The sequence below is a fragment of the Streptomyces sp. NPDC005722 genome (assembly GCF_040630935.1).
Lineage (GTDB): Bacteria > Actinomycetota > Actinomycetes > Streptomycetales > Streptomycetaceae > Actinacidiphila.
In genome coordinates this window covers 1-20,322 of sequence record NZ_JBEXYN010000014.1, presented here as the reverse complement: position 1 = coordinate 20,322, position 20,322 = coordinate 1, and the positions used below count along the sequence as shown (strand labels likewise).

Sequence of the window (20,322 nt, the reverse complement as noted above, 5' to 3'; positions counted from 1 at the left end):
TCCTCTACTGCTTCTGCTCGGTGCCGGCCGGTGGTGCCTGGTACCAGGACGGGTTGATGCTCGCACGGTACGCACCGGTCAGGTAAACCGACTGGATCGACTTCTCGAAGATCTTGAAGGGTAGCTGGATCCAGAAGTCCGCGAAGCCCTGGCGGTGGAAGAGCCGGCTTCCGCCGCCCAGCACCACCACGTTCTTCACCAGAGCGGTGGAGGCCGAGGTGGTCAGCGCCGCGGTGGCGTTGATGCCGCCGTCCAGGAAGGCGTCCGCGCCGCTGAGCTTGACCGTGGTGCCGTTGGCGTCGCTCACGCCCCACACGGCGGCGTTCATGGCGCCGTTGACCCACCCCGAGATCACGCTGGTGCCCGCGCTGAAGGCGAAGTCGTAGATGCCGCCGCGCCAGCGGGTGGGCGTCTCGTTCCCGGCCCACTCGTTGGTCCAGGTCTTGTCGTGGTTGAACGGCCGGCGCTGCGGGTGCTTGCCGCCGTCGACGTTGGCCAGGGTCGTCTTGAGGTTGCCGAGGTTCCGGAGCCCGGGAATCCGGTTCTCGTGCACCGCGATGCCGAGACCGGTCTTGACGCCCGAGGACACGGCGGCGTTGGCGAACGCCTTCAGCACGTCGTCCCCGTTGAACTTCTTGTGCTGGGCGGCGTCGACGATCGCGTTCACCACCAGGTTGGCGGCGAACTCCAGGACGAACTCCTGGCCGAACTCCACGGCTGCCTTGTACGCGACGGTCCGCCAGTACGGTTCGTACCGGGCCTCGCGCAGCGCCGCACCGGCGCCGTCGGGGACCACCGTGCCGGACCACGGCATGCGCTGGGCCTCGCGGATCCGGCGCCCCCAGCCGCGGATCTCGGTCAGCGCCCCGCGGTAGTCGTACTCGTTGCCGACCAGACTCATCTGGCCGAACGGGCCCCGGCGCTCCCAGACCAGACCGCTGTCGGTGCGCTGGGCGACGAGCGCGCCGTCGGCGTCGTAGCGGTTCCACTGGCCGCGCCAGGCGTCGGTCTCCAGGTAGCCGGTGACGGTGCCGTCGGCGCCCCTCACGGCCTTGCGCTCGCGGACGACGGACTCGTGGTCGAACTCCTTCCAGACCGAGTGCGGGGTCGCTGCCGCCGGGTCGTACTCGCGCACCCGCAGCGGGCCGCCGAGGCCCACGGGGACCTCGCGGAGCCTGACGGTGGCACCTTGGGTGCCGGGCAGGGGCCGCAGCTCGTCACGGAAGTGCCGCGCGCCGCGCGACCACTGGTCCTGCCACGACGTGCCGTTCCACCAGCTGCGCACCTGCCGGCCGGGCCCGGGGTCGATCCCGCGCCCGGTGCGGTCGTACGCGGCCGTCAGCCAGCGGTTGTCGTCGGCCGGGTCACGCCAGGCCTGCACGTAGCGGCCCTTGTCGAGCATGCGGCGCTCGCGGACCAGCCGGCCGCCCGCGTCGCGGTCGCGGAAGGAGTCGTCCCAGGACAGCTTCGGGTCGCTGGAGCCGCGGAAGAACGTGCGGGTGCCGGAGGCGCCGAGGGGGGTGCCCTCGGCGTCCACCTCGCGCCACGTCCACTTCGCGGAGTCCGTCTTCCCCACACCCTCGATGAAGCTGTTCACGGTGCGGTCGGGGTTCGGCTGCCGCATCCCGGTCAGGTTGCCGTGCGCGTCACGGGTGACCCAGGTGCCGTGGCCGGGGGCGGCGTCGACGGCCCGCGGGGTGGTGTACTCGCGTACCACCCCGCCGGGGAGGCCCTCGCGGACGACCTGGACGCCCGCGGCGCCGCTGAGCTCGTCCCGCCACAGCAGGCCGGTGGCCGCCGGGTCCTGCGGCACGCGGTAACCCCGCAACTCCCCCGCCTCCCACGGCTGGTGCCCCGCTGCCGCGGGCGCGTGGCCGGGACGTCCGGCGTGGTCGCCGACCTTGAGGGTCGTGCCGTCGTGCAGCTTGGTCGTGAGGCGCGCGAAGCGGCCGTCCGCGGTCAGGTCGAGGACTCCGCCGTCGAGGCCCACGTAGCGCACGCCCGAGGTGACCTCGCCGGTCGCGGTGCCGATCGGCCGCTTCTGCCAGGTGAACAGCTGGTGGGCGTTGTCGCCGAGCACATGGGCGTACCCGCCCTCCGCGTTCCGCGCGCCCGGCAGCCACGCCTTGCGGACCCAGACGGGCGGCCGCTGCTCGCGCCACCGCTCGGTGACCAGCAGGTGGCCGTCGACGACCTCGGCCTTGCCGACCTCCTTGCCGTGCGGGGACTGGCGCTGCCAGGTCCCGTCGGTCCGCCACCCGCCGGGCGCGGCGGCGTCCTGCACGATCTTGTGCTCCTCGTACTGCCCCGCGTGCTCCGGCAGCCGGCCCATGCCCCACTTGCGCTGGACGAGGGTCCGCCCGTCGTCGGCGAGGTCGGTCCAGCCGGAGTCGAACCGGTCCGGGGTGCGCGGGCCCTCGGCGATTTCCTTGCCGGCGCCGTCGTAGCGGTGCCAGCGCAGGTCGCCGTTCCCGTTCCGCAGCGCCAGCGTGTGGCCCGTGCCGTTGGTGTGCTTCTGCAGACCGGCCTGGTACGCGTGGACGACGTCGCCGCGTCCGTCGAGGTCGCGCCAGCCGGTGCCCGCGGTGTCGTACTCACGGATCCCCGAGCCGGAGAGGGCGGCCTCGTCGCCCCAGCGCGCCCAGCTCGTACGGGGGTTGGTACGGCCGAACGCGATGGTGTCGGTGCGGCGGAAGGAGTCGAGGAGCCCGCCGCCGGGCAGCACCCGGCGTTCGAAGACGGGAACCGGAGCCCCCGTCGCGCTCAGCAGCACCACCCTGCCGTTCGCGACGCCCGTCAGATCCGCCGTGCCGTGGTGGAAGACGCCCCGGGGGGCGCCGTCGGGGCCCCCGGTGCGGGCCCACGTGCCGCTCCGGTGGTCCAGGACGTACTGGTACGGGGTCGTCCTGCCCTTGTCGAGGACGGTGAAGCCCTGTCGGACGACCACGCCGTCCGGGTCCAGCTCCAGGAACTCCCCGCGGCGCGGGCCGCCGGGCAGCGTGCACTCGATCCGCACGCCGCCCGCCGGCTGCGCGGTGGCGTCCCAGTGCCGGACGGTGTTGCCCGCGGGGTCCTCCAGCCAGTGCGCGCCGTTCGGCTCGTCCGCGCTGGGCGCCCGCGTGACGAGGACGCGCCCGCCCGCCTCGTCCGGCAGCGGGGTGCCGTGGGCGGTCAGGGCGCCGGCCGCATCGTGGCGGGCGAAGGAACCGTGTGCCGCGGTGACCTGCCGGCCGCCGCCGGGCAGCGGGGTGACCTCCTGGACCAGTTCCCCGGTCGTGCCGTGGAACACCTGGTGGCCGTTGCCGGGCCGGGCGATCTCGATGTGGCCGTTCCCGTGGACCGTGACGGCCCGCTGGGCGTCCGGCGCGAACGCGTCGTCCAGCCAGCGCTGTCCCCCGCCCGCGGCGCGGTCCAGGTGGCCCGCCGGTACGCCGCCGCGGCCGGTGAGGCGCAGGCCGTCGCCGGCGAAGGCGCCGTCGGGGGCGAACGCCCGGTAGCCGGTGGCGTGGGTCACGCGGAAACCGCCGTTGCCCGGCAGTGCCTGGACCCGCTCGGGCAGGGCGGCGCCCGTGGCGTCGGTGAGCCGGTGGCCGTTGGCCGCGTCCGGGACGACGAAGCGGTCGCCGCGCGTACCGGCCACCGGGTCGGCGAGTGCCGTCCCGGTCTCGACGTGCCGGCCCTGGTCGTCGTGGAGCATGGACCGGCCCGTGGTGTCGTCGAACGTGCGGAGCCGGCCGCCGCCGACGTCCGTCACGCGCTCGGTGAGCGGCCGGCCCAGGCCGTCCGTGAGACGCAGCCCGCCGGCGCCGTCCGCGACCGCGACCCTGGCCCCGCGGACCCCGTCCGCCGGGTCCGCGAGGGCGGTCCCGGCGTCCTGCCGGCGGCCGTCCGGGGTGTACCGGGACGTCGCGCCGGTCCCGTCGTCGATGATCCGGAAACCGGCGTCCCCGGGAAGGACGGTGACGTCGCCGCGCTGCAGGACGCCGTGGGCGTTCGTCAGCGTGTGGGTGCCCGCACCGTCGCGGGCCAGGAACAGGTCACCGCGTCCGCCGTCCGCGCCGGTGAGCGACAGCCCGGTCTCCTGGAGCCGTCCGGCCCCGTCGTGGCGTACGGACGCACCACTGACGTCGTCCGTGATCCGGAAACCGGCGCCGTCCTCCAGGGGGGTCACCGTGCGGGGCACGTCGCGCCCCTGGACGTCGGTGACGCGGGTGGTGCCGTCCTCACGCACCAGCACGAGGTCTCCCTCGGCCGGCGTCCCGTCCGCCCCGCGCAGCCGCAGGCCCCCGTCGACGGGGTGGCCGCCGGTGCGGTGCCGCGTGGTCTCGCCGGTACGGGTGTCGGTGACGCGGACCGTCCCGTCCTCCAGCGGTTCCGCGAGGTGGTGCTCGGCGTCCGGGCCGGTGAGGCGGGTCGCCGCGGGGCGGCCGTGGCCGTTGAGATCGGTGTGCAGCCGCAGGCCGTTCGGGTCCCCGGCGGCGTTCCTGAGCGGTACTTCCTGGGCGGTCCTGATGCCCGACTCGTTGTACCGGACGACCGTGTCCGACGCGGTGTGCCGCACGTCGAACCCGCCGTCACGGAAGACGACCGTCCGGCCCTCGTCGGGCTCGAGCCCGCGACCGAGGACGCGGTGGGTCACGCTGCCGTCGTCGGCCGCGGTGCGCTCGATGACCAGTCCGTTGGCGCCCTCGACGCCGGAGTCGCTCAACTCGACCCGCGTGACGGTCCCCACGGGACCCTCGGGCAGGTCGCTCAGCTTCCCGGCACCGGGGGTCGCGCCGCGCCCGACGGCAGCCTGCTCATGGACGTCCCGGATCCGGGTCTCGACCTGGTGCGGGTCGATTCCCTGGTCCCGCAGGCCGTCGATCGCGGACGTGACCCGGTCGCGGGCCGCCAGCGTGTCGGAGCGCAGCAGCTCCTCGATCGTGCTGATCCCCTGCGACGTGCTCGCCTCCCCGTGCGGCAGGGCGTCCTCCGCGGTGCCGAGGTCCTGCCGGGCCCGGGTCAGATCGGCCCAGCCCTCCCGGCGCGGATCGCCCTCGCGGCCGAGGAGTTCCTCCACCCGGCGGTAGTCCTCGGCCCAGGGCACGTCGTCGGCGCCGCGCCCCGCGGCGGCCGGGGCGGGGGCCGGCGCTGCCGGAACGTCGCTCCCTGACAGCAGGCGCAGGGCGCCGGCCTGACGTTCGGTGCCGGTGAGCGCGTCCTGGAGGCGCACGCGGGTCGCCTGCGTGAGGTCGTCGCCCGCCAGGACGGCACGGACGCGGGTCGCCAGGTCGTCCAGGGCGGCCACGCCGCCGCCGTGGCCCGTACCGAACGCGGCGCGCTCCTGCAGCAACCGGTAGGCGCCGCTCTCGGCCCGCGCCTGGACCAGCGTGCGCTCGACGCCGGCGGCACCCGGTGCGCCACGGTGGGCGGTGAGGAAGTCGTCGGCGGCCGCGATCAGTTCGTCGAGCGCCGTGATCCGCCCGGCGAGGTCCGTTCCCTGCACGTCGTGCAGCTCGGCCAGCCGGCGTTCGACGGCGTCGATCGCCGTACCGGAGCCGGACGTCCGCGCCTTGAAGACGGCCGGGTCGAGCAGGTCGAGTTCGGCCGCGCCGCTGCCGCCGGGCGCGATCCCGTCGTCCGAGGCGGCGGGGAGGCGCGGCACGTGGACGTGGTCGTGGCTCGCGACCTGGCCGTGGATGAGGTCCAGGTACCGCGGGCGCAGTCCGCCCTGCGACAGGCCCTCCGGGGCGGCGTTGTGGTAGTTGCCCATCAGGCTGCCGTCGACCTCGGGCCGGTGCCCGGCCGTGGTGTCCCGGTACTCGTCCCGCAGACCCAGCTGATGACCCAACTCGTGCGCCAGATCCTGCTCCGTCGCATCGATCCGCCACTGATGCTGATTCATCGCACCACGCGAACCACCCACGTTCACATTCAGATGCGCGTCAGAGGCATTCCCCGTGACCCGCTCCAACGTGACGTGAAGAACACTCTCATCACGCAACACCGCACCAGGACGGTTGAAGACCCGCTCCACACCCGACACCGCACGATCCCACAACGCATCCACCTCAGACGGCGACAACCCCTCCGCCGCCAACCGCACCCGCACCGTCAGATCCGTGACCGACTGGTCGCCCAACTCGAACCGACGCACGTCATAACCAGCGCGGACCTCATACCGCGGAGCATGAGCGCCCCCACCCCGCGGCGTCGACACCGGATCCACCCACGAATGCTTCACCGTGTTCGGCGCCACCGCACCACGCGCAGCATCCCAACCCGCGTCCAGCCTCAGATCCACCCGCCCCGCACCCGCGGCATGCGTGAGGTCGTCGACCGACGACCCAGCCGGCCCGTCCACCGCCCGCGCCGAAACCTGAGAGTGGTTGTCGAGAACCGGGAACGACCTGTCCCCGCTCTCCCAGCGCACCGTCACGGTTTCCGTGGTGGAGCCGTTGACGACGGTGCGCCGCACGTCCCGCTGGAGCCGCTCGAGCGTGTCGAGCAGTTCGCCCGGCGGGAAACGCCTGTTGAGCGCGTCGAGCAGACTGTCCTTCGAGACCCCGAGCTCGTCCGCCAGGTTCTGGAGGTGACCGGGATTGTTCTTCCAGCCCGGCGTGGCGTTGCTCGGCCCCACGTGGACGGAGTTGTCCGCGGTCAGGATGGACGGACCGTGCAGGTCGATCAGGTCCTGGGCGGCCTTCGAACGCGCGGTCAGGTGGAAGTCGCTCCCCTTGATCGTGACGGACGACCCGCCCGCCACCCGCGTCTCATGACTCGAGGTGAGGACCACGTTCACATGGACGGCCACCTCCGCTTCCGTCCCACCGTCCACGACCTTGACCACGATCGGGCGGGAGATGAGGTTGTTGCCGCCGTTGTTGCGGGTCTTCACGCCGAACTCGAAGCCACCGAGCGTGCGACGCGGGTCCTCGGGCCTCCCACCGCCCCTGCCGATGACGACGTCCAGCACTCCGTCCCCGGTGAGCCGGGTGGCGGCCGGTGCGGCCGCCGAGACGGACTGCGGCAGGTGCTTGTTGATGCCGTCGACCAGGGCGTTCCGAGTGTCCATGGCCATACCGACCAACTGCTTGAAAGCGTCGTCGGAGCCCTTGGCGGCGTTGCGCACCGCCTTCCATTCCACGGACCGGGCGGTACCGAGTTCCTTCGCGTCCAGCTTCGCGAGGGTGGATATGCCGTCCGCCTTGATCTCGTGGAAGGCGATGGCGGCCAGGTTCTTCCCGGCGTTCGCGTCCTTCACGAGCACGTTCGGGTGGTGCAGCGTGAGGAAGTGCTCCATCTGCTCGGTCCAGGTCTTCCGGTTCGCATGGCTCTGCGTGAGACCCGTGAGGAGCGACTGCGGGTCATCGCCCACTGCCAGGGCGATGCGCTCGCCGTCGGTGACCAGGGCCAGGTCCGAGTCGAACACGACGGCCTGGTTCTCCCGCCCCTGCCACACGTGGCCGCGGTTCTTGACGAGGCTGTCGAGGAGACGCTCCCCCTCCCTGGCCTCGTAGCTGATGGCCTTTCCGGAGACCTCACCGAACCGGATGTCCTTCTCCAAGCCGAGGGAGTTGGCCGGGTCGACACGGACGAAGGTGTTGGGCTCGGGGAAGTAGACCGTGCGCGCGTCGGTCTTCGCCATCGCGTCCCGCACGGCCAGGTCGAGGTCGGCGGCGTTCTTCCCGACACCTTCGGGGAGGGTGTAACCGCCACTCACCATCTCCGGAGGAAGCCCGTTGTCGGCGCTCAGACGTTCGATCTTCGCGGCGGCGCGGTCGAAGAGCGGCTCGCCTCGGACGACCATGCTCTTGACGTCGGCGTCACCGACGTGCAGGTACACCTCGCCCTCGGCATTCAGTTTGACCTTGTTCAGCATGCCGCGGGTGAGATCGTCACGAATCACCGCCTCGCGGAGCGCGCCGTACGGGATCTCCTTCTGGGCGCCGGCCTCCACCAGCTTGGAGTTGGGCTGCTTCCAGGTGAAACCGGTGACGGAGACTTCGAAGTCGCCCTCCTTCTCCCACTGCTGGGCGAACTTCCGCACCGCGTCGGTGATCTCGGCTTCCTTGCCGACGCGTCCGTTCACGCCGATGACGAGACCGAGCCGTTCGCTGAGGGACTCCTTGCCGAACGCCGTCCCGTACGTCTTCGCCAGGGTGAGCAGATCGGTGTCCGCAGTCGCGATGACCGTGGCGACGAAACGGGTCCCCTCGCCGCCCTGGAGCGAGCCCTTGGCCGCACCGTCGTACTGGGCCACCGGATTCAACCGGTAGTTCTCGACGATGTCGCCGAAGCCCTCGCTGAAGCGCACGGCCTCCGTCCGCTGCGCGAACGACGCCGGCACGGGTCCCGGCTGCGAGCTGCCGCCCTTGTTCTTGCCCGGCGCGTGGGGGGCGATCCCGTCGACCGCGTCGACGCCGACGTGCGGCACGTGGACGTGGTCGTGGCTCGCGACCTGGCCGTGGATGAGGTCCAGGTACCGCGGGCGCAGCCCGCCCTGCGACAGGCCCTCCGGGGCGGCGTTGTGGTAGTTCCCCATCAGACTGCCGTCCACCTCGGGCCGGTGCCCCGCCGTGGTGTCCCGGTACTCGTCCCGCAGACCCAGCTGATGACCCAACTCGTGCGCCAGATCCTGCTCCGTCGCATCGATCCGCCACTGATGCTGATTCATCGCACCACGCGAACCACCCACGTTCACATTCAGATGCGCGTCAGACGCGTTCCCGGTGACCCGCTCCAACGTGACGTGCAGAACACTCTCATCACGCAACACCGCACCAGGACGGTTGAAGACCCGCTCCACACCCGACACCGCACGGTCCCACAACGCGTCCACCTCAGACGGCGACAACCCCTCCGCAGCCAGCCGCACCCGCACCGTCAGATCCGTGACCGACTGGTCGCCCAACTCGAACCGACGCACGTCATAACCCGCACGCACCTCATACCGCGGAGCATGAGCGCCCCCACCCCGCGGCGTCGACACCGGATCCACCCACGAATGCTTCACCGTGTTCGGAGCCACCGCACCACGCGCAGCATCCCAACCCGCGTCCAGCGTCAGATCCACCCGCCCCGCACCCGGAACCGCACCGTGGAAGAAGTCGTCCACCACACCGGCCGGTCCGTCCACCGCCCGCGCCGAGACACCGGCGGACTTGTCCTGCACCGGGAACGACTTGTCGCCCCGGAACTCCACCGTGATGACCTCGGAGGCGGAGGCATGGACGACGGCACGCTCCACGTCCCGCTGGAACAGGGCGACGGTGGCCGGCAGTTCGCCCGGCGGGAAACGGTTGTCGAGCGCCTTAATCAGGCTCTCCCTCGTGATGCCGAGCTCGTCCGCCAGGTTCTGCAGGTGACCGGCCCTGTTGTCCCAGCCGGCCTTGGCGTTGCCCGGCCCCACATGGATCGAGTTGTCCGCCGTCAGAGCGGAGGGTCCGTGCTTGTCGATCAGGTCCTGCGCGGCCTTCGAGCGCGCGGTGAGATGGAAGTCCGACCCGTTGAGCGTGACCGACGTCCCGTCGAGCCTCCCGCTCGGGGTGACCATCACATTGAGGTGGACGGCCACCTGGACCGACTTGTCCCCCTCGGTGACCGTCATCAGCACGGGCCGCGAGATGAGGTTCGTGCTCCCCGTGTCGCGGACCTTTCCGAACTCGAAGCCGGCGAGGGTGCGCCGGGAGCCGTCGACCGTGCCCGAACTCGTGATGCTGTCCAGGATCCGGACGGCGTCAGGAGTCAGCCGCCCGCCCGTACCGGCACCCGCGTGGGCGGCCGTGGACGTACTCGTACTCGCACTCGGGGCGGACGGGGAGACGGACTGCGGCAGGTGCGTGTTGATGCCGTCGACCAGGGCGTTCCGGGTGTCGACGGCCATGTCGAGCAATTGCTTGACGGCCGTCGGGAATTCGCCGGCCACCTTCAGGAGCGCTCCCGCCTCCGTGGGCAGTGCCTTGCCGAGTTCCTTCCGGGTCATCGTCAGGAGGCGGGTGCTGCCGTCCACCTCGATCCCGTGGAAGGCGATGGCGGACAGGTTCCGCCCCACATTCGGGTCCTTGGCCAGGACATCCGGGTGGTGCAGCTTGATGTAGCGCTCGATCTGCTCGGTCCAGGTCTTCGAGTTCGCGTGGCTCTGGGTCAGCCCGCTGAGGATCGCCCGCGGGTCGTCCCCGACCTCCTTGGCGATCCGCTCCCCGTCGGTGACGAGGGCGAGGCGCGAGTCGAAGACGAAGCCCTGGTTCTCCCGGCCCCGCCATTGGAAACCACGGTTCTTGAGGGAGCTGTCGAGGAGCCGCTCGCCCTCCCTGGCCTCGTAACTGACGAATCGGTCGGAGACCTCGCCGAACCGGATGTCCTTCTCGAGGCCGAGGGAGTTTTCCGGGTCGACGCGGACGAAGGTGTTGGGCTCGGGGAAGTAGATCGCCCGCGTGTCGGTCTTCGCCATCGCGTCGCGCACGGCGAGGTCCAGGTCGGCGGCGTTCTTCGCGACGCCCTCGGGCAGGGTGTAACCACCGCTCACCATCTCGGGAGCGGACCCGTTCCGGCCGGCCAGGGTCTCGATCTTCGCGGCGGCACGGTCGAAGAGCGGCTTCCCGTCGATGACCATGCTCTTGACGTCGGCGTCACCGACGTGCAGGTACACCTCGCCCTTGGCGTTCAGCTTCAGCCTGTCGAGCATGCCCCGGGTGAGGTCGTCGCGGACGACTGCCTCGCGGAGTGCGCCGTACGGGACCATCTTCTGGCCACCGTCCTTCAGCAACTGGGGGTTCGGCTGCTCCCAGGTGAAACCGCTGACCGAAACCGAGAAGTCGCCCTCCTTCTCCCACTGCTGGGCGAACTTCCGCACCGTGTCGACGATGTCGGCTTCCTTGCCGACGCGCCCGTTCACGCCGATGACGAGACCGAGCCGCTCGCCGAGGGACTCCTTGCCGAACGCCGTCCCGTACGTCTTCGCCAGGGTGAGCAGATCAATGTCCGCAGTCGCGATGACCGTTGCGACGAAGCGGGTCCCCTCACCGCCCTGGAGCGAGCCCTTGGCCGCACCGTCGTACTGGGCCACCGGATTCAACCGGTAGTGGCTCGCGATGTCGCCGAAGCCATCGGTGAAGCGCACGGCGTCGGTCTGCCGCGTGAAGGTGGACGGGACGGCCGCCGACTGCGACGTGCTCGGCTTGGCCTTGTTCTTGCCCGGCGCGTGGGGGGCGATCCCGTCGACCGGGTCGACGCCGACGTGCGGCACGTGGACGTGCTCGTGACTGACCACCTGGCCGTGGATGAGGTCCAGGTAGCGGGGGCGCAGCCCGCCCTGGGACAGGCCCTCCGGGGCGGCGTTGTGGTAGTTGCCCATGAGACTGCCGTCGACCTCGGGCCGGTGCCCGGCCGTGGTGTCCCGGTACTCGTCCCGCAGACCCAGCTGATGACCCAACTCGTGCGCCAGATCCTGCTCCGTCGCATCGATCCGCCACTGATGCTGATTCATCGCACCACGCGAACCACCCACGTTCACGGTCAGATGCGCGTCAGAGGCATTCCCCGTGACCCGCTCCAACGTGACGTGCAGAACACTCTCATCACGCAACACCGCACCAGGACGGTTGAAGACCCGCTCCACACCGCTCACCGCACGGTCCCACAGCGCGTCCACCTGAGACGGCGACAACCCGTCCGCAGCCAGCCGCACCCGCACCGTCAGATCCGTGACCTGACGCCCACCGAGCTCGAACCGACGCACGTCATAACCCGCACGCACCTCATACCGCGGAGCATGAGCACCACCACCCCGCGGCGTCGACACCGGATCCACCCACGAATGCTTCACCGTGTTCGGAGCCACCGCACCACGCGCAGCATCCCAACCCGCGTCCAGCGTCAGATCCACCCGCCCCGCACCCGGAACCGCACCGTGCAGGACGTCGCCCGCACCACCGGACAGGCCGGTGACGGCGGGGGCCGACACGCCCCCGGAGTCCCCCCGGACGGGGAACGACTTGTCACCCTGGAAGTGGACCCGCACGTCCTCCGCGCCGGAGCCGTGGACGACGGCGCGCTCCACGTCGTCCTGGAAGCGGTGGATCGTCTCGACCAGTCCACTCGGCGGGAACCGGTTGTCGAGTGCCTCGATGAGCTTCTGTTCCGAGACGCCGAGGGACTGCGCGAGGTTCCTGGTGTTGCCCGGCCTGCTGTTCCAGCCGGTCTTGGCGTTGCTGGGCCCCACGTGGATGGACTTCGACGCGGTGTCGCTGGACGGGCCGTGCAGGTCGATCAGGTTCTGGTCGGTGTGCGGTCGCGCGGTGAGGTGGAACTTGCTCCCGGTGATCGTGACTTCCGTGGTGTTCGCGAGCTTCCCGCCCGTCACCGTCACGTCGGCCTCGTTGCCCGAGCTGAGCATCACGTTCAGGTGGACGGCCACGTCCGCTTCCGTGCCGCCGTCCTTGACGGTGACCACGACCGGCCGTGACACGAGGTTCTTGCCGTCGTTGCTGCGGGTGCCCGCGCCGAACTCGAAACCGCCGAGGGTGCGGCGTTCGTCGCCGTTGCGGCCGCCCGTGCCGACGACGACGTTCAGGATCTGGTCGTCGGTCAGTTTCGCGGTGCCCCCGGAGGCGGCCGGTGCCGCAGGGGAGACGAACGAGGCGTCGCCGGACCGCTCGACGCGCGCGGCCGTGTCCGTGAAGAGGTCCGCCCTGGGCACGCCGTCCTCGTCGAGGAGCGAGGCCGCCAAGCGGAGGTCCGCGTAGTTCTCGTGCAGTTCGTCGGCCGCGGAGCCGGGCTTGCCGCCGCCGGGGGCCGGAGGCGTGCCGGGGGTGCCGGGGTGGCTGCTCGCCGTGCCGGGCCCGTGCGCGGGCGAGGGCCCGGGAGCTCCGGTGCCGCCCGGGTGGGCGCCGCCGGAGGCGGGCGGTGCCGGGGGCGCGGGGTGCACTCCGGAGCCGGAGGCCGCGCCGGGACGCGCGTTGTGGACCTCGACCGTGAAGGACAGCCCCTTGTCCTTGGCGAACTGCTCGAGCTGCAGCTTCCGCGCCTGGAGGGCCGGGTCGAAACCGTCGTCCACGAGCACGACGCGGTCCAGGTCGTCCCACTTCACGCCGCCGTGGAGCTGGGCCTCGAAGTACCTGCCCAGCCGGCGTTCCAGCGTTCCGGCGTCGCGGAAGCCGCGGAACGCGTCGTCGAACTGGAAGTCGGTCGCCTCGGCGAAGGCCAGCCGCACCAGGGGCTCGGGACCGTGGTTGAGGAGCGGCAGCATGTTGCCCCGGCCGGTGACGCTGCGGGCACCCTCGACGCCCTCGATGAAGCTGTCGGCGGGGGTGAACGTGGCCCGTTCCATCAGGTTGGGCTTGAGGTGGAAGACCGCCTGCCCGTACATCTTCACACCGCCGGGACGGTACTTGGAGGTGAGGGCCGCGTAGTTGGGGAGGTCCGTGAGGTCGGCCGCGGTCGGGGCGAAGGACTTGCCGCCCTGGCCCGGGTAGATCCCGGAGGCGTCCGTCGTCCGCTTCACGGAGGCCGGCAGGCCGAGGGCCTCCTCCGTGTTGCCACGCGTGACGTAGTACCCGGCGCCGGCGTTGTCGACCTCCCATGCGTTGCGGAGCAGCTGCTGGTCGGCGGTCATCGCGTCCAGCAGCGTCCCGCCGCCCGGCACCTGGTTGCCGAGCTTGAGGTTCACCGTGAGCGAGAGCTCGTCCTGAAGGTGCCGGTGGACCTTCGCGATGAGCTCACCGGCGTCCGCCCCGTCGAGCCGGTAGCCCTTCGCCCAGTCCCAGTCGCCGCCGCGCAGCTTGGTGGTCAGGGCGTCCGTGTCCGCCGCGAGCGTGCGCAGCGCCCGCCGCTCGGCCATCACGATCGCCGAGAGCTGCGGCATGCTCAGGTCGCGCAGTTCCGTGCGGCCCTCCAGGGCGTGGAACAGCGCGACGTTCTCCAGGAACGACTCCTGCTGCTGCGTCAGCACACGCGTCAGGTCGTCGTTGTGCTCCGCGCCGGCCAGGCCCTTGGTCAGCACGTCCTGGTGCGCCTTGAGGTCACCCTCGTACGCCTCCTTGCCGTTGCCCTTGGGCCGGCCGTAGGCGGACTGCGGGTCGTCCAGCCAGTGGGCCACCGTCAGGTCCTGGCCGCTGGGCACGAGGGCATGGCTGAGCTTGCCGCCCTCCAGCGGCGTCACGACGTGGGTCGCCGACGGGACGTGGTCGACGGACTGCACGACGCCCTCGGGCGCCGGCGGGACCGCGTCGCCGCGGCCCTTGAGGTGCAGCAGCGAGCGCAGGCCCTCCGGCAGGCGCGGCGCGCCGCCGCCGAGACCGTGGCCGGCGTAGGACTGCACCTCGGGGAGCGGCGCTCCGCCGGTGAGTTCGTCCCAGTGGGCCTCCGCCTGGGTCAGCGCGGCTTCGGCCTGCCGGACCTGTTCCCACGACTCGAGGTAGCGGACGCCGTCGACCTCGGCGGAGGTGCCGACGCCGTCGGTGTAGCGCGTCTGCAGGTCGTCGCGGATCGTGCGGGCGTTGATCAGGTCGCGGCGGGCGTCGGTGATGGCCGCCGCCGCGTCGATCTCCGACAGGTCGTCCCCGAAGTCCCCGCGGACGCCGTCGTGGTCCGGCCGGGCGCCGGAGGAGCCGGCGACGTCGGCCGGCGCCTTGCCCTTGCCCTTGTCCACGGCCGGGGTGTGCGGCTCCGCGCCGGTGCCGACGTGGACGTCGCCGCCGGCGCCGGGGTGCACGGGTGACGGGGGACCGGAGGGCAGGTCGTCGAGCGAGTGCCGGAACAGGCCCATGTCCTGCAGCATGTCGTCGATCTCGGCGAACATGTGCTGCACGTCGGAGGCGTACTGCACCGGGGACTGCGGCGGCAGGTGTCCCGCGGAGTCGCCCGCGCCCGAACCGCCGGGGCTCGGCGCCGGCTCCGGCACGCTGTCCACGGAGCCCCGGCCGGCGCCCGGGAGGGAGTCGCCGGTGACGGACCCGGTCACCGAGGGGCCCGGCAGGTCGGACAGCCCGGGGCGGAGCGTGCCGTACGCCTCGCCCAGCTGCCGCGACAGCAGGCGTCCCGCGTCCTCGCCGGAGGTGAGGATCGTATGGGTGATCATCTTCTCGAACTGGTCGAGGATCAGCAGGCGTTCCTTCTGCGGAGCCGTCGCCAGGTTGCCGTCGATCAGGGGGCGCTGGTGGTCGAAGAGCACGAAGTGCTTCGCCTGGTCGGTGGCGCCCTCGAACCGGACCTGGTCGCTGAGCCGCCAGTCCTCCACCTCGCCGAAGGCGTTCTGGTACCTGATGGTGTCGTCGGCGGTCAGCTTGGCCACGGGCGACGTGCCGTCCGCCCAGTGCCAGGCCCCGTCACGGCGCAGCATGGTGTCGACCAGGCGGTACGGGGCCGCCACCCACAGGTCAGCCACGGACTTCCCGAGCGCGGCGGAGACGAAGCCCTCGGCGAACCGGACGCAGTTGTAGCGGAACAGGTCGTACACGGCGCCGGAGTTGGCCATCGCGTAGCGGTACGCCTCGAACAGCTGCTCCGCGGTGATCCGGTAGGTGCCCAGCACGCGGACGTGCCCGGAGAGGAGGTACTCGGCGTCGTTGACGATGGCGCCCGGGTTGCCGAAGAGGTTCCCGTCCTCGGGGTAGAAGCCGATCGTGAGCGGCTTGCGCTCGCCCGGCAGCATCACGGAGACCATGGCGTGGCCCACGTCGTCGGAGAACTCGCGCCAGGTCCGGCCTCCGGGGCTGGCCACGAGGGCGACCTCGATGTCCGCCGTGGGGTTGTCGAGGGCCCGTTCGATGTGCTGCCGCAGCGGGCGGATGAGGTCCACGAACTCCGAGAAGCCGTCCAGGTCCTCGGTGCCGTGCTCGCCGACCGGGGACCCGGGGACCGAGTCGTCGTCGAAGTCGAAGCGCGAACCCAGCGGTGCCCCGGTGTCGTCCGGGAGCACGTCGTCGAGCCCGTCGAGCAGGCCGCTCGCCGGCCGCGGCGGCCTCGGCGGGGCCGGCGGTGCGTGGTGCCCGCCCGGGGTGGGCGCGTCGTGCGTGTGGTCGCCGTCCCTGACGCCGCCGGGGAGGTGGCCGCGTTCCGGGCCGGCGAGGTGGACGGCGAGCTGGTCGGCCTGGGCGCGGATGTCGACCTTGGTGAAGGCGGCGCCGCGGAGGTCCTCCAGCACCTGGCGGGCGGCGGTGACGGCCTCCACCGTGACCGTGCCCGACCCCATCTTGCCCAGTTTCAGGTTGACCTCGTGGAGCAGGTCCGCCTCGCGCGAGAGCACGTGACCGCCGCCCGACGCCGAGGGCCGGACCGGTACCGGGTCCTGACGCAGCGGCACCGCGACGTGCCCGTCGCCGGTGACGGCCACCTTGTCGTGCGTGCCCGGGGCGACGACGACGTCGTCGGTGCTCTTCGCGGGCGCGCCGGCGAAGGCGTGGCCCGCGTCGGTGTCCACGGTCCTCCCGGCTCCGGGTGTGCCGGCGAAGGCGGGCCCGTCGACCGGCCGGACGCCCCGGCCGTCGTCGAGGAGGTCGAAGGCGGAGCGGGCCGCGTCCTTGGGCGCGATCCCGTGCACGCCGGCCTTGGGCGCACCGGGAGCGGGAACGCCGTGCGCGGAGGGGCCGGGCACGGTGTCGGTGACCACGGAACCGGGGCGGCCGCCGCCGGCCGGGCGCACGATCTCGTCGAGGGTCAGATGGGCCTGGTTCGCGCGGGCGGCGCCGGCGAGGTTGTCGTCGAGGGAGGACCCGAGGTGGGTGGGCACCGGGTTGTTGGGCGTCCCCTTGGAGCCGCCGGCCAGCACGTCGAACGCGGACCCCCCGGCGCTGGTGCCGCTCTGGTGCCCGGGGACCCCGGTGAGGGGGCCGTGGGCGCCGGTCGTTCCGCCCGGGGCGGTCAGCAGGTCGTGCACCCCGGCACCGCTCGGCGGCGCCTGGACGCCGGTCAGCGCGGTGTGGGCGGCGCCCGTCCCGGCGCCCGGGGCACCGGGGGCGGCGAGCAGGTCGTGGACCGCCGTGGTGCCCGGGGCGGGCGCGGGCACGCCGGTGAGGGCGGTGTGCAGGGCGTTGGTCCCGCCGGGCGGTGCCGTCAGCACGCCGATCGTGCCCTGGGAGAGCAGGCTGCCGTTGCCGTGCGCGGCGAGGGCGGTGATGTCCACGCCTTCGTGCACGGCCGGGGTTCCCGCCGAGCCCGGCACGTACAGGCCGGAGGAGTGCGTCACGTGGCCGCCCGGGGCCGCCGCGCTCACGCCGAGTCCCTCGCTCATCTGGCCGGGCGTCACGCCGAAGGCGTCGATCTTCATCCCGCTCAGCTGCGTACCGGCGATGTCGACCACGTCGTCCATGTGCCGGACGGCCCGGAAGCCCGCCGTCGAACCGTCGACCAGCGAGGTCGCCCCGTGCACCGAGACCGGGTTGAGCGTGCCGACCCGCAGCCCGCTCAGGTCGACGGTGTCGATCGGCGCCACGGAGAAGGAGGCGGGGCGGATGGACGTGTGGGTGTCGGCGAAGTTGCCGAAGCGAACGTCCGCCAGGTCCACCCGGGCCACGTTGATGTCGGCGTGCGCGACGTCGAAGTGCGGGGTCGCGCCGTGCGGGCCGATCGGGACGGCGCTCGCGGTGTGCGCCGCCGTGCCGCCCACCGGCAGGTCCCAGACGCCCCGGCCCATGACGCCGCGGTCCCAGAAGCCCATGCGCAGGGCGCCCTTCAGCCCGTACTCCGCGATGTCGGTGTGCGTCACGGGCAGGAGCAGGCGCGTCCACTTGCCGCCGGCCATCTGGCTGCTCCAGGTCTCCTGCGCGAAGAGCTGGAAGTTCTTCCACGCGCCCGGGGCGCCGGCCCGCACCGCGGTCGTCCAGCCGCGCACCACCACGGGGATGGAGCGGACGCCCTGGATGACGACGAGCCCGCCCTTGACGAACACCGACCCGCCGAGCGCGGGCAGGTTGTGGAAGTTCTGCATGACCCACAGGCCGCCCTGGCGCACCCAGGTGAGGCTCATCCGCGCGACGTCCCGGAGGCCGGTGAAGACGGTGGCGAACCGGAACCCGCTGATGATGTCCCGCAGGGACAGGATGCTGCCTCGGCCCCACTGGATGCCGGCGGTGACACCGCCCTTGATGAGCTTGCCGATGCTGAAGATCGGCAGCGCCTTGGTGGTGGGGGCGATGATGCCGAGACCGGCCAGGAACAGGTCGAGGAAGCCGATGTCCCCGCGGGCGAAGTCGATGGCCGCCTTGACGAACAGCGTCATGTTGACGCCGAACGCGAGCAGGGCGATCGGACCGCCGAAGATCAGCGCCGGCACGATGAGGATGATCGCCAGGATCTGGAACATCTCCCAGAAGACCTGGCAGTCCGAGATCGGCAGCCGGATGTCGGAGGCCTTGTTGATCACGCCGGCGACGGTGCTGCCGTGCTCACCGAGTTCCGCACCCGCGCTCTCGGCGGTGTGCCGGTGCACCTCCAGCTGCGGGTCGTCCTGCGGCAGGCCGCGGGCGGCCGACAGGGCGCCGTCGGCCTTGCCCTGGGCCTCCTCGACCCAGTTCGCCCAGTCGCCCAGGGTGCGGGAGACCTCCTCGAAGGAGTTGGCCACGTCGTTGATGTGGTTGCGCAGCCGGTCGTCGATCTTGCCGCGCAGGGCGTCCGCGGTCTGCCCGGCGAAGACGCTGCTGTCGGCGGTGTTCATCACCTGGTCGATGGCCGTCGCGATGAACCTCGCCTGCGAACCGATCGTGGACAGGTCCGTGACCAGCTGACGGATCTGGACCGGGTCCCCGGGGGTCGGGTCCCCGTGCAGACCGACCACGTTCCAGTCGCTCGGGCGAGGCATGTGGGGGATCCCTCCCAGTTCGGAGCGGAGGAGCCCGGCGGAGCTCTCCACGTGGACCACGCGCGAGGCTCACGCGTGGTTCATGTGACCTGCGTCAAACCTGCGCGCGGCGGTGAACCGGCGGGGGGCGTGGTGCGTGGTCGAGGTGACCGGATTCTCCAAGGGCCGTCCGGAGGTCCCCCGTGCCCGAGATCAAAATCGACTACGACGTCCTCAACGACGCCAAGCAGCGCCTGGAAGCCCTGGCGGGCGAGATCGACCCGCTCATCAAGAAGGGCATCTTCGGGCGGCTGAGCTCGGGCTACGGCGAGGCGCAGGCGGTCCTCGGCCATGAGGCCGTGGCCACCGCGATGTCCACCTTCCACACGAACGCCACCAGCACGATGGGGCGCGCGGACAAGGGCATCAAGGAGCTCGCCGCGGCCTTCGGTTCCGTGGGCGAGGCGTTCCGGGAGTTCGACTCCGAGCTGGGCGCCCAGATCGGTGTGATGAGCGCCAACCTGCACGTGCAGAACTGGAAGCAGCAGAAGGCCCAGTGGGAGTACAAGCAGCAGCACCTGAAGGAGTGCGAGGGGCCCGGCGAGCTGCCGGACTTCTGCTCCGCCACGGACCCCGGTGACACCCCGCCCGACTTCCACCTGGACACCAACCGCGGTCACATCGACTCGCACGTGGAGGTCGACGCGGACGGCAAGGTCACCAAGGAGGTGACCACCGTCGAGTACGACGGCAAGAAGTACACCTCCACCACCAACTACAACGGCGACAGCTACACGACGGACACCACGTACCCGGACGGCAGCACCGCCCACACGGTGGCCAACATCAACGGCGACGGCAGCGGCACCATGACCGTCACCAACAGCGACGGCGGTCACACCGAGTACACGCGCGGCCCCAAGGGCTCCGACGGCAAGTCTTCGGAGTGGACGTACTCCGGCGGCGACAAGCCCGGTGAGGACCCCGACGACCCGAAGAACCCGAACAACCCGGACACTCATCCGCAGAACCCGGGTACCCACGGCGGAACCAACCCCAAGATCGCCTGATCGGGAGCACCCCCCACAGGCTCATCAGAACAGAAAGGCGATGCAATGCCTGCGATTCACATCGTTCCCGAGGACGTCCGGCAGCGGGCGGCGGCGCACGCGTCCACCTGCACCGAGTGGATGGCCCGGCTCGAGGGCCTGAAGGGCCAGGTCGAGAGCATGCTCAACGACGAGCTGGTGCTGCCCCAGGCCAGCGGGGCCATCCGTGACGCCTACCAGCAGTTCACCGGCAGCCTCACCCAGGCCATCCACGGCCTGGAGAACTTCGGCGAGGCCTTCACCTCGATCGCCAAGGGCGCCGAGGACTTCGACACCCAGGTCGCGAGCAACTTCAAGAAGTAGCGGCCGCACGCGAAGGGCCGGGCGGGACATCGTTCCCCGCCCGGCCCTTCGTCGTGTCCGGGGCCCGCGCCGTGGGGGGGGGGGGGGCGGGGGGGCCGCGCCCGGGGCGGCGAGGCCCTCGGCGGACCGCCCGGGCCCCAGCGCGGGCCGGAG

At 71.7% G+C, this 20,322-nt stretch carries 3 protein-coding genes; 2 read left to right on the top strand and 1 reads right to left on the bottom strand.

Translation table 11 applies throughout. The annotated features are described in order from the left end of the window. Nucleotides 1–4 precede the first annotated feature (4 nt). The gene (locus ABZ479_RS18095) at nt 5–18,778 is read right to left on the bottom strand and encodes a hypothetical protein (RefSeq protein WP_500462487.1); all 18,774 of its coding nucleotides are present in this window, start codon (nt 18,776–18,778) and stop codon (nt 5–7) included. A 182-nt stretch (nt 18,779–18,960) separates the two neighbouring features. On the opposite strand from ABZ479_RS18095, the gene ABZ479_RS18090 reads away from it, so the two are divergent. Next, complete coding sequence (locus ABZ479_RS18090; protein ID WP_500462486.1) at nt 18,961–19,827, top strand: lipocalin/fatty acid-binding family protein; 867 nt, start codon at nt 18,961–18,963, stop codon at nt 19,825–19,827. Nucleotides 19,828–19,872: 45 nt separating this feature from the next. Next, nucleotides 19,873–20,169: a hypothetical protein gene (locus ABZ479_RS18085; RefSeq protein WP_354801257.1), complete on the top strand. Its 297-nt coding sequence runs from the start codon at nt 19,873–19,875 to the stop codon at nt 20,167–20,169. Nucleotides 20,170–20,322: the final 153 nt, after the last annotated feature.

Excerpts from the sequence above, each read along its gene's own strand:
- ABZ479_RS18095 (WP_500462487.1), bottom strand. The coding sequence starts at position 18,778 with ATGCCTCGCCCGAGCGACTGGAACGTGGTCGGTCTGCACGGGGACCCG.
- ABZ479_RS18085 (WP_354801257.1), top strand. The coding sequence starts at position 19,873 with ATGCCTGCGATTCACATCGTTCCCGAGGACGTCCGGCAGCGGGCGGCG.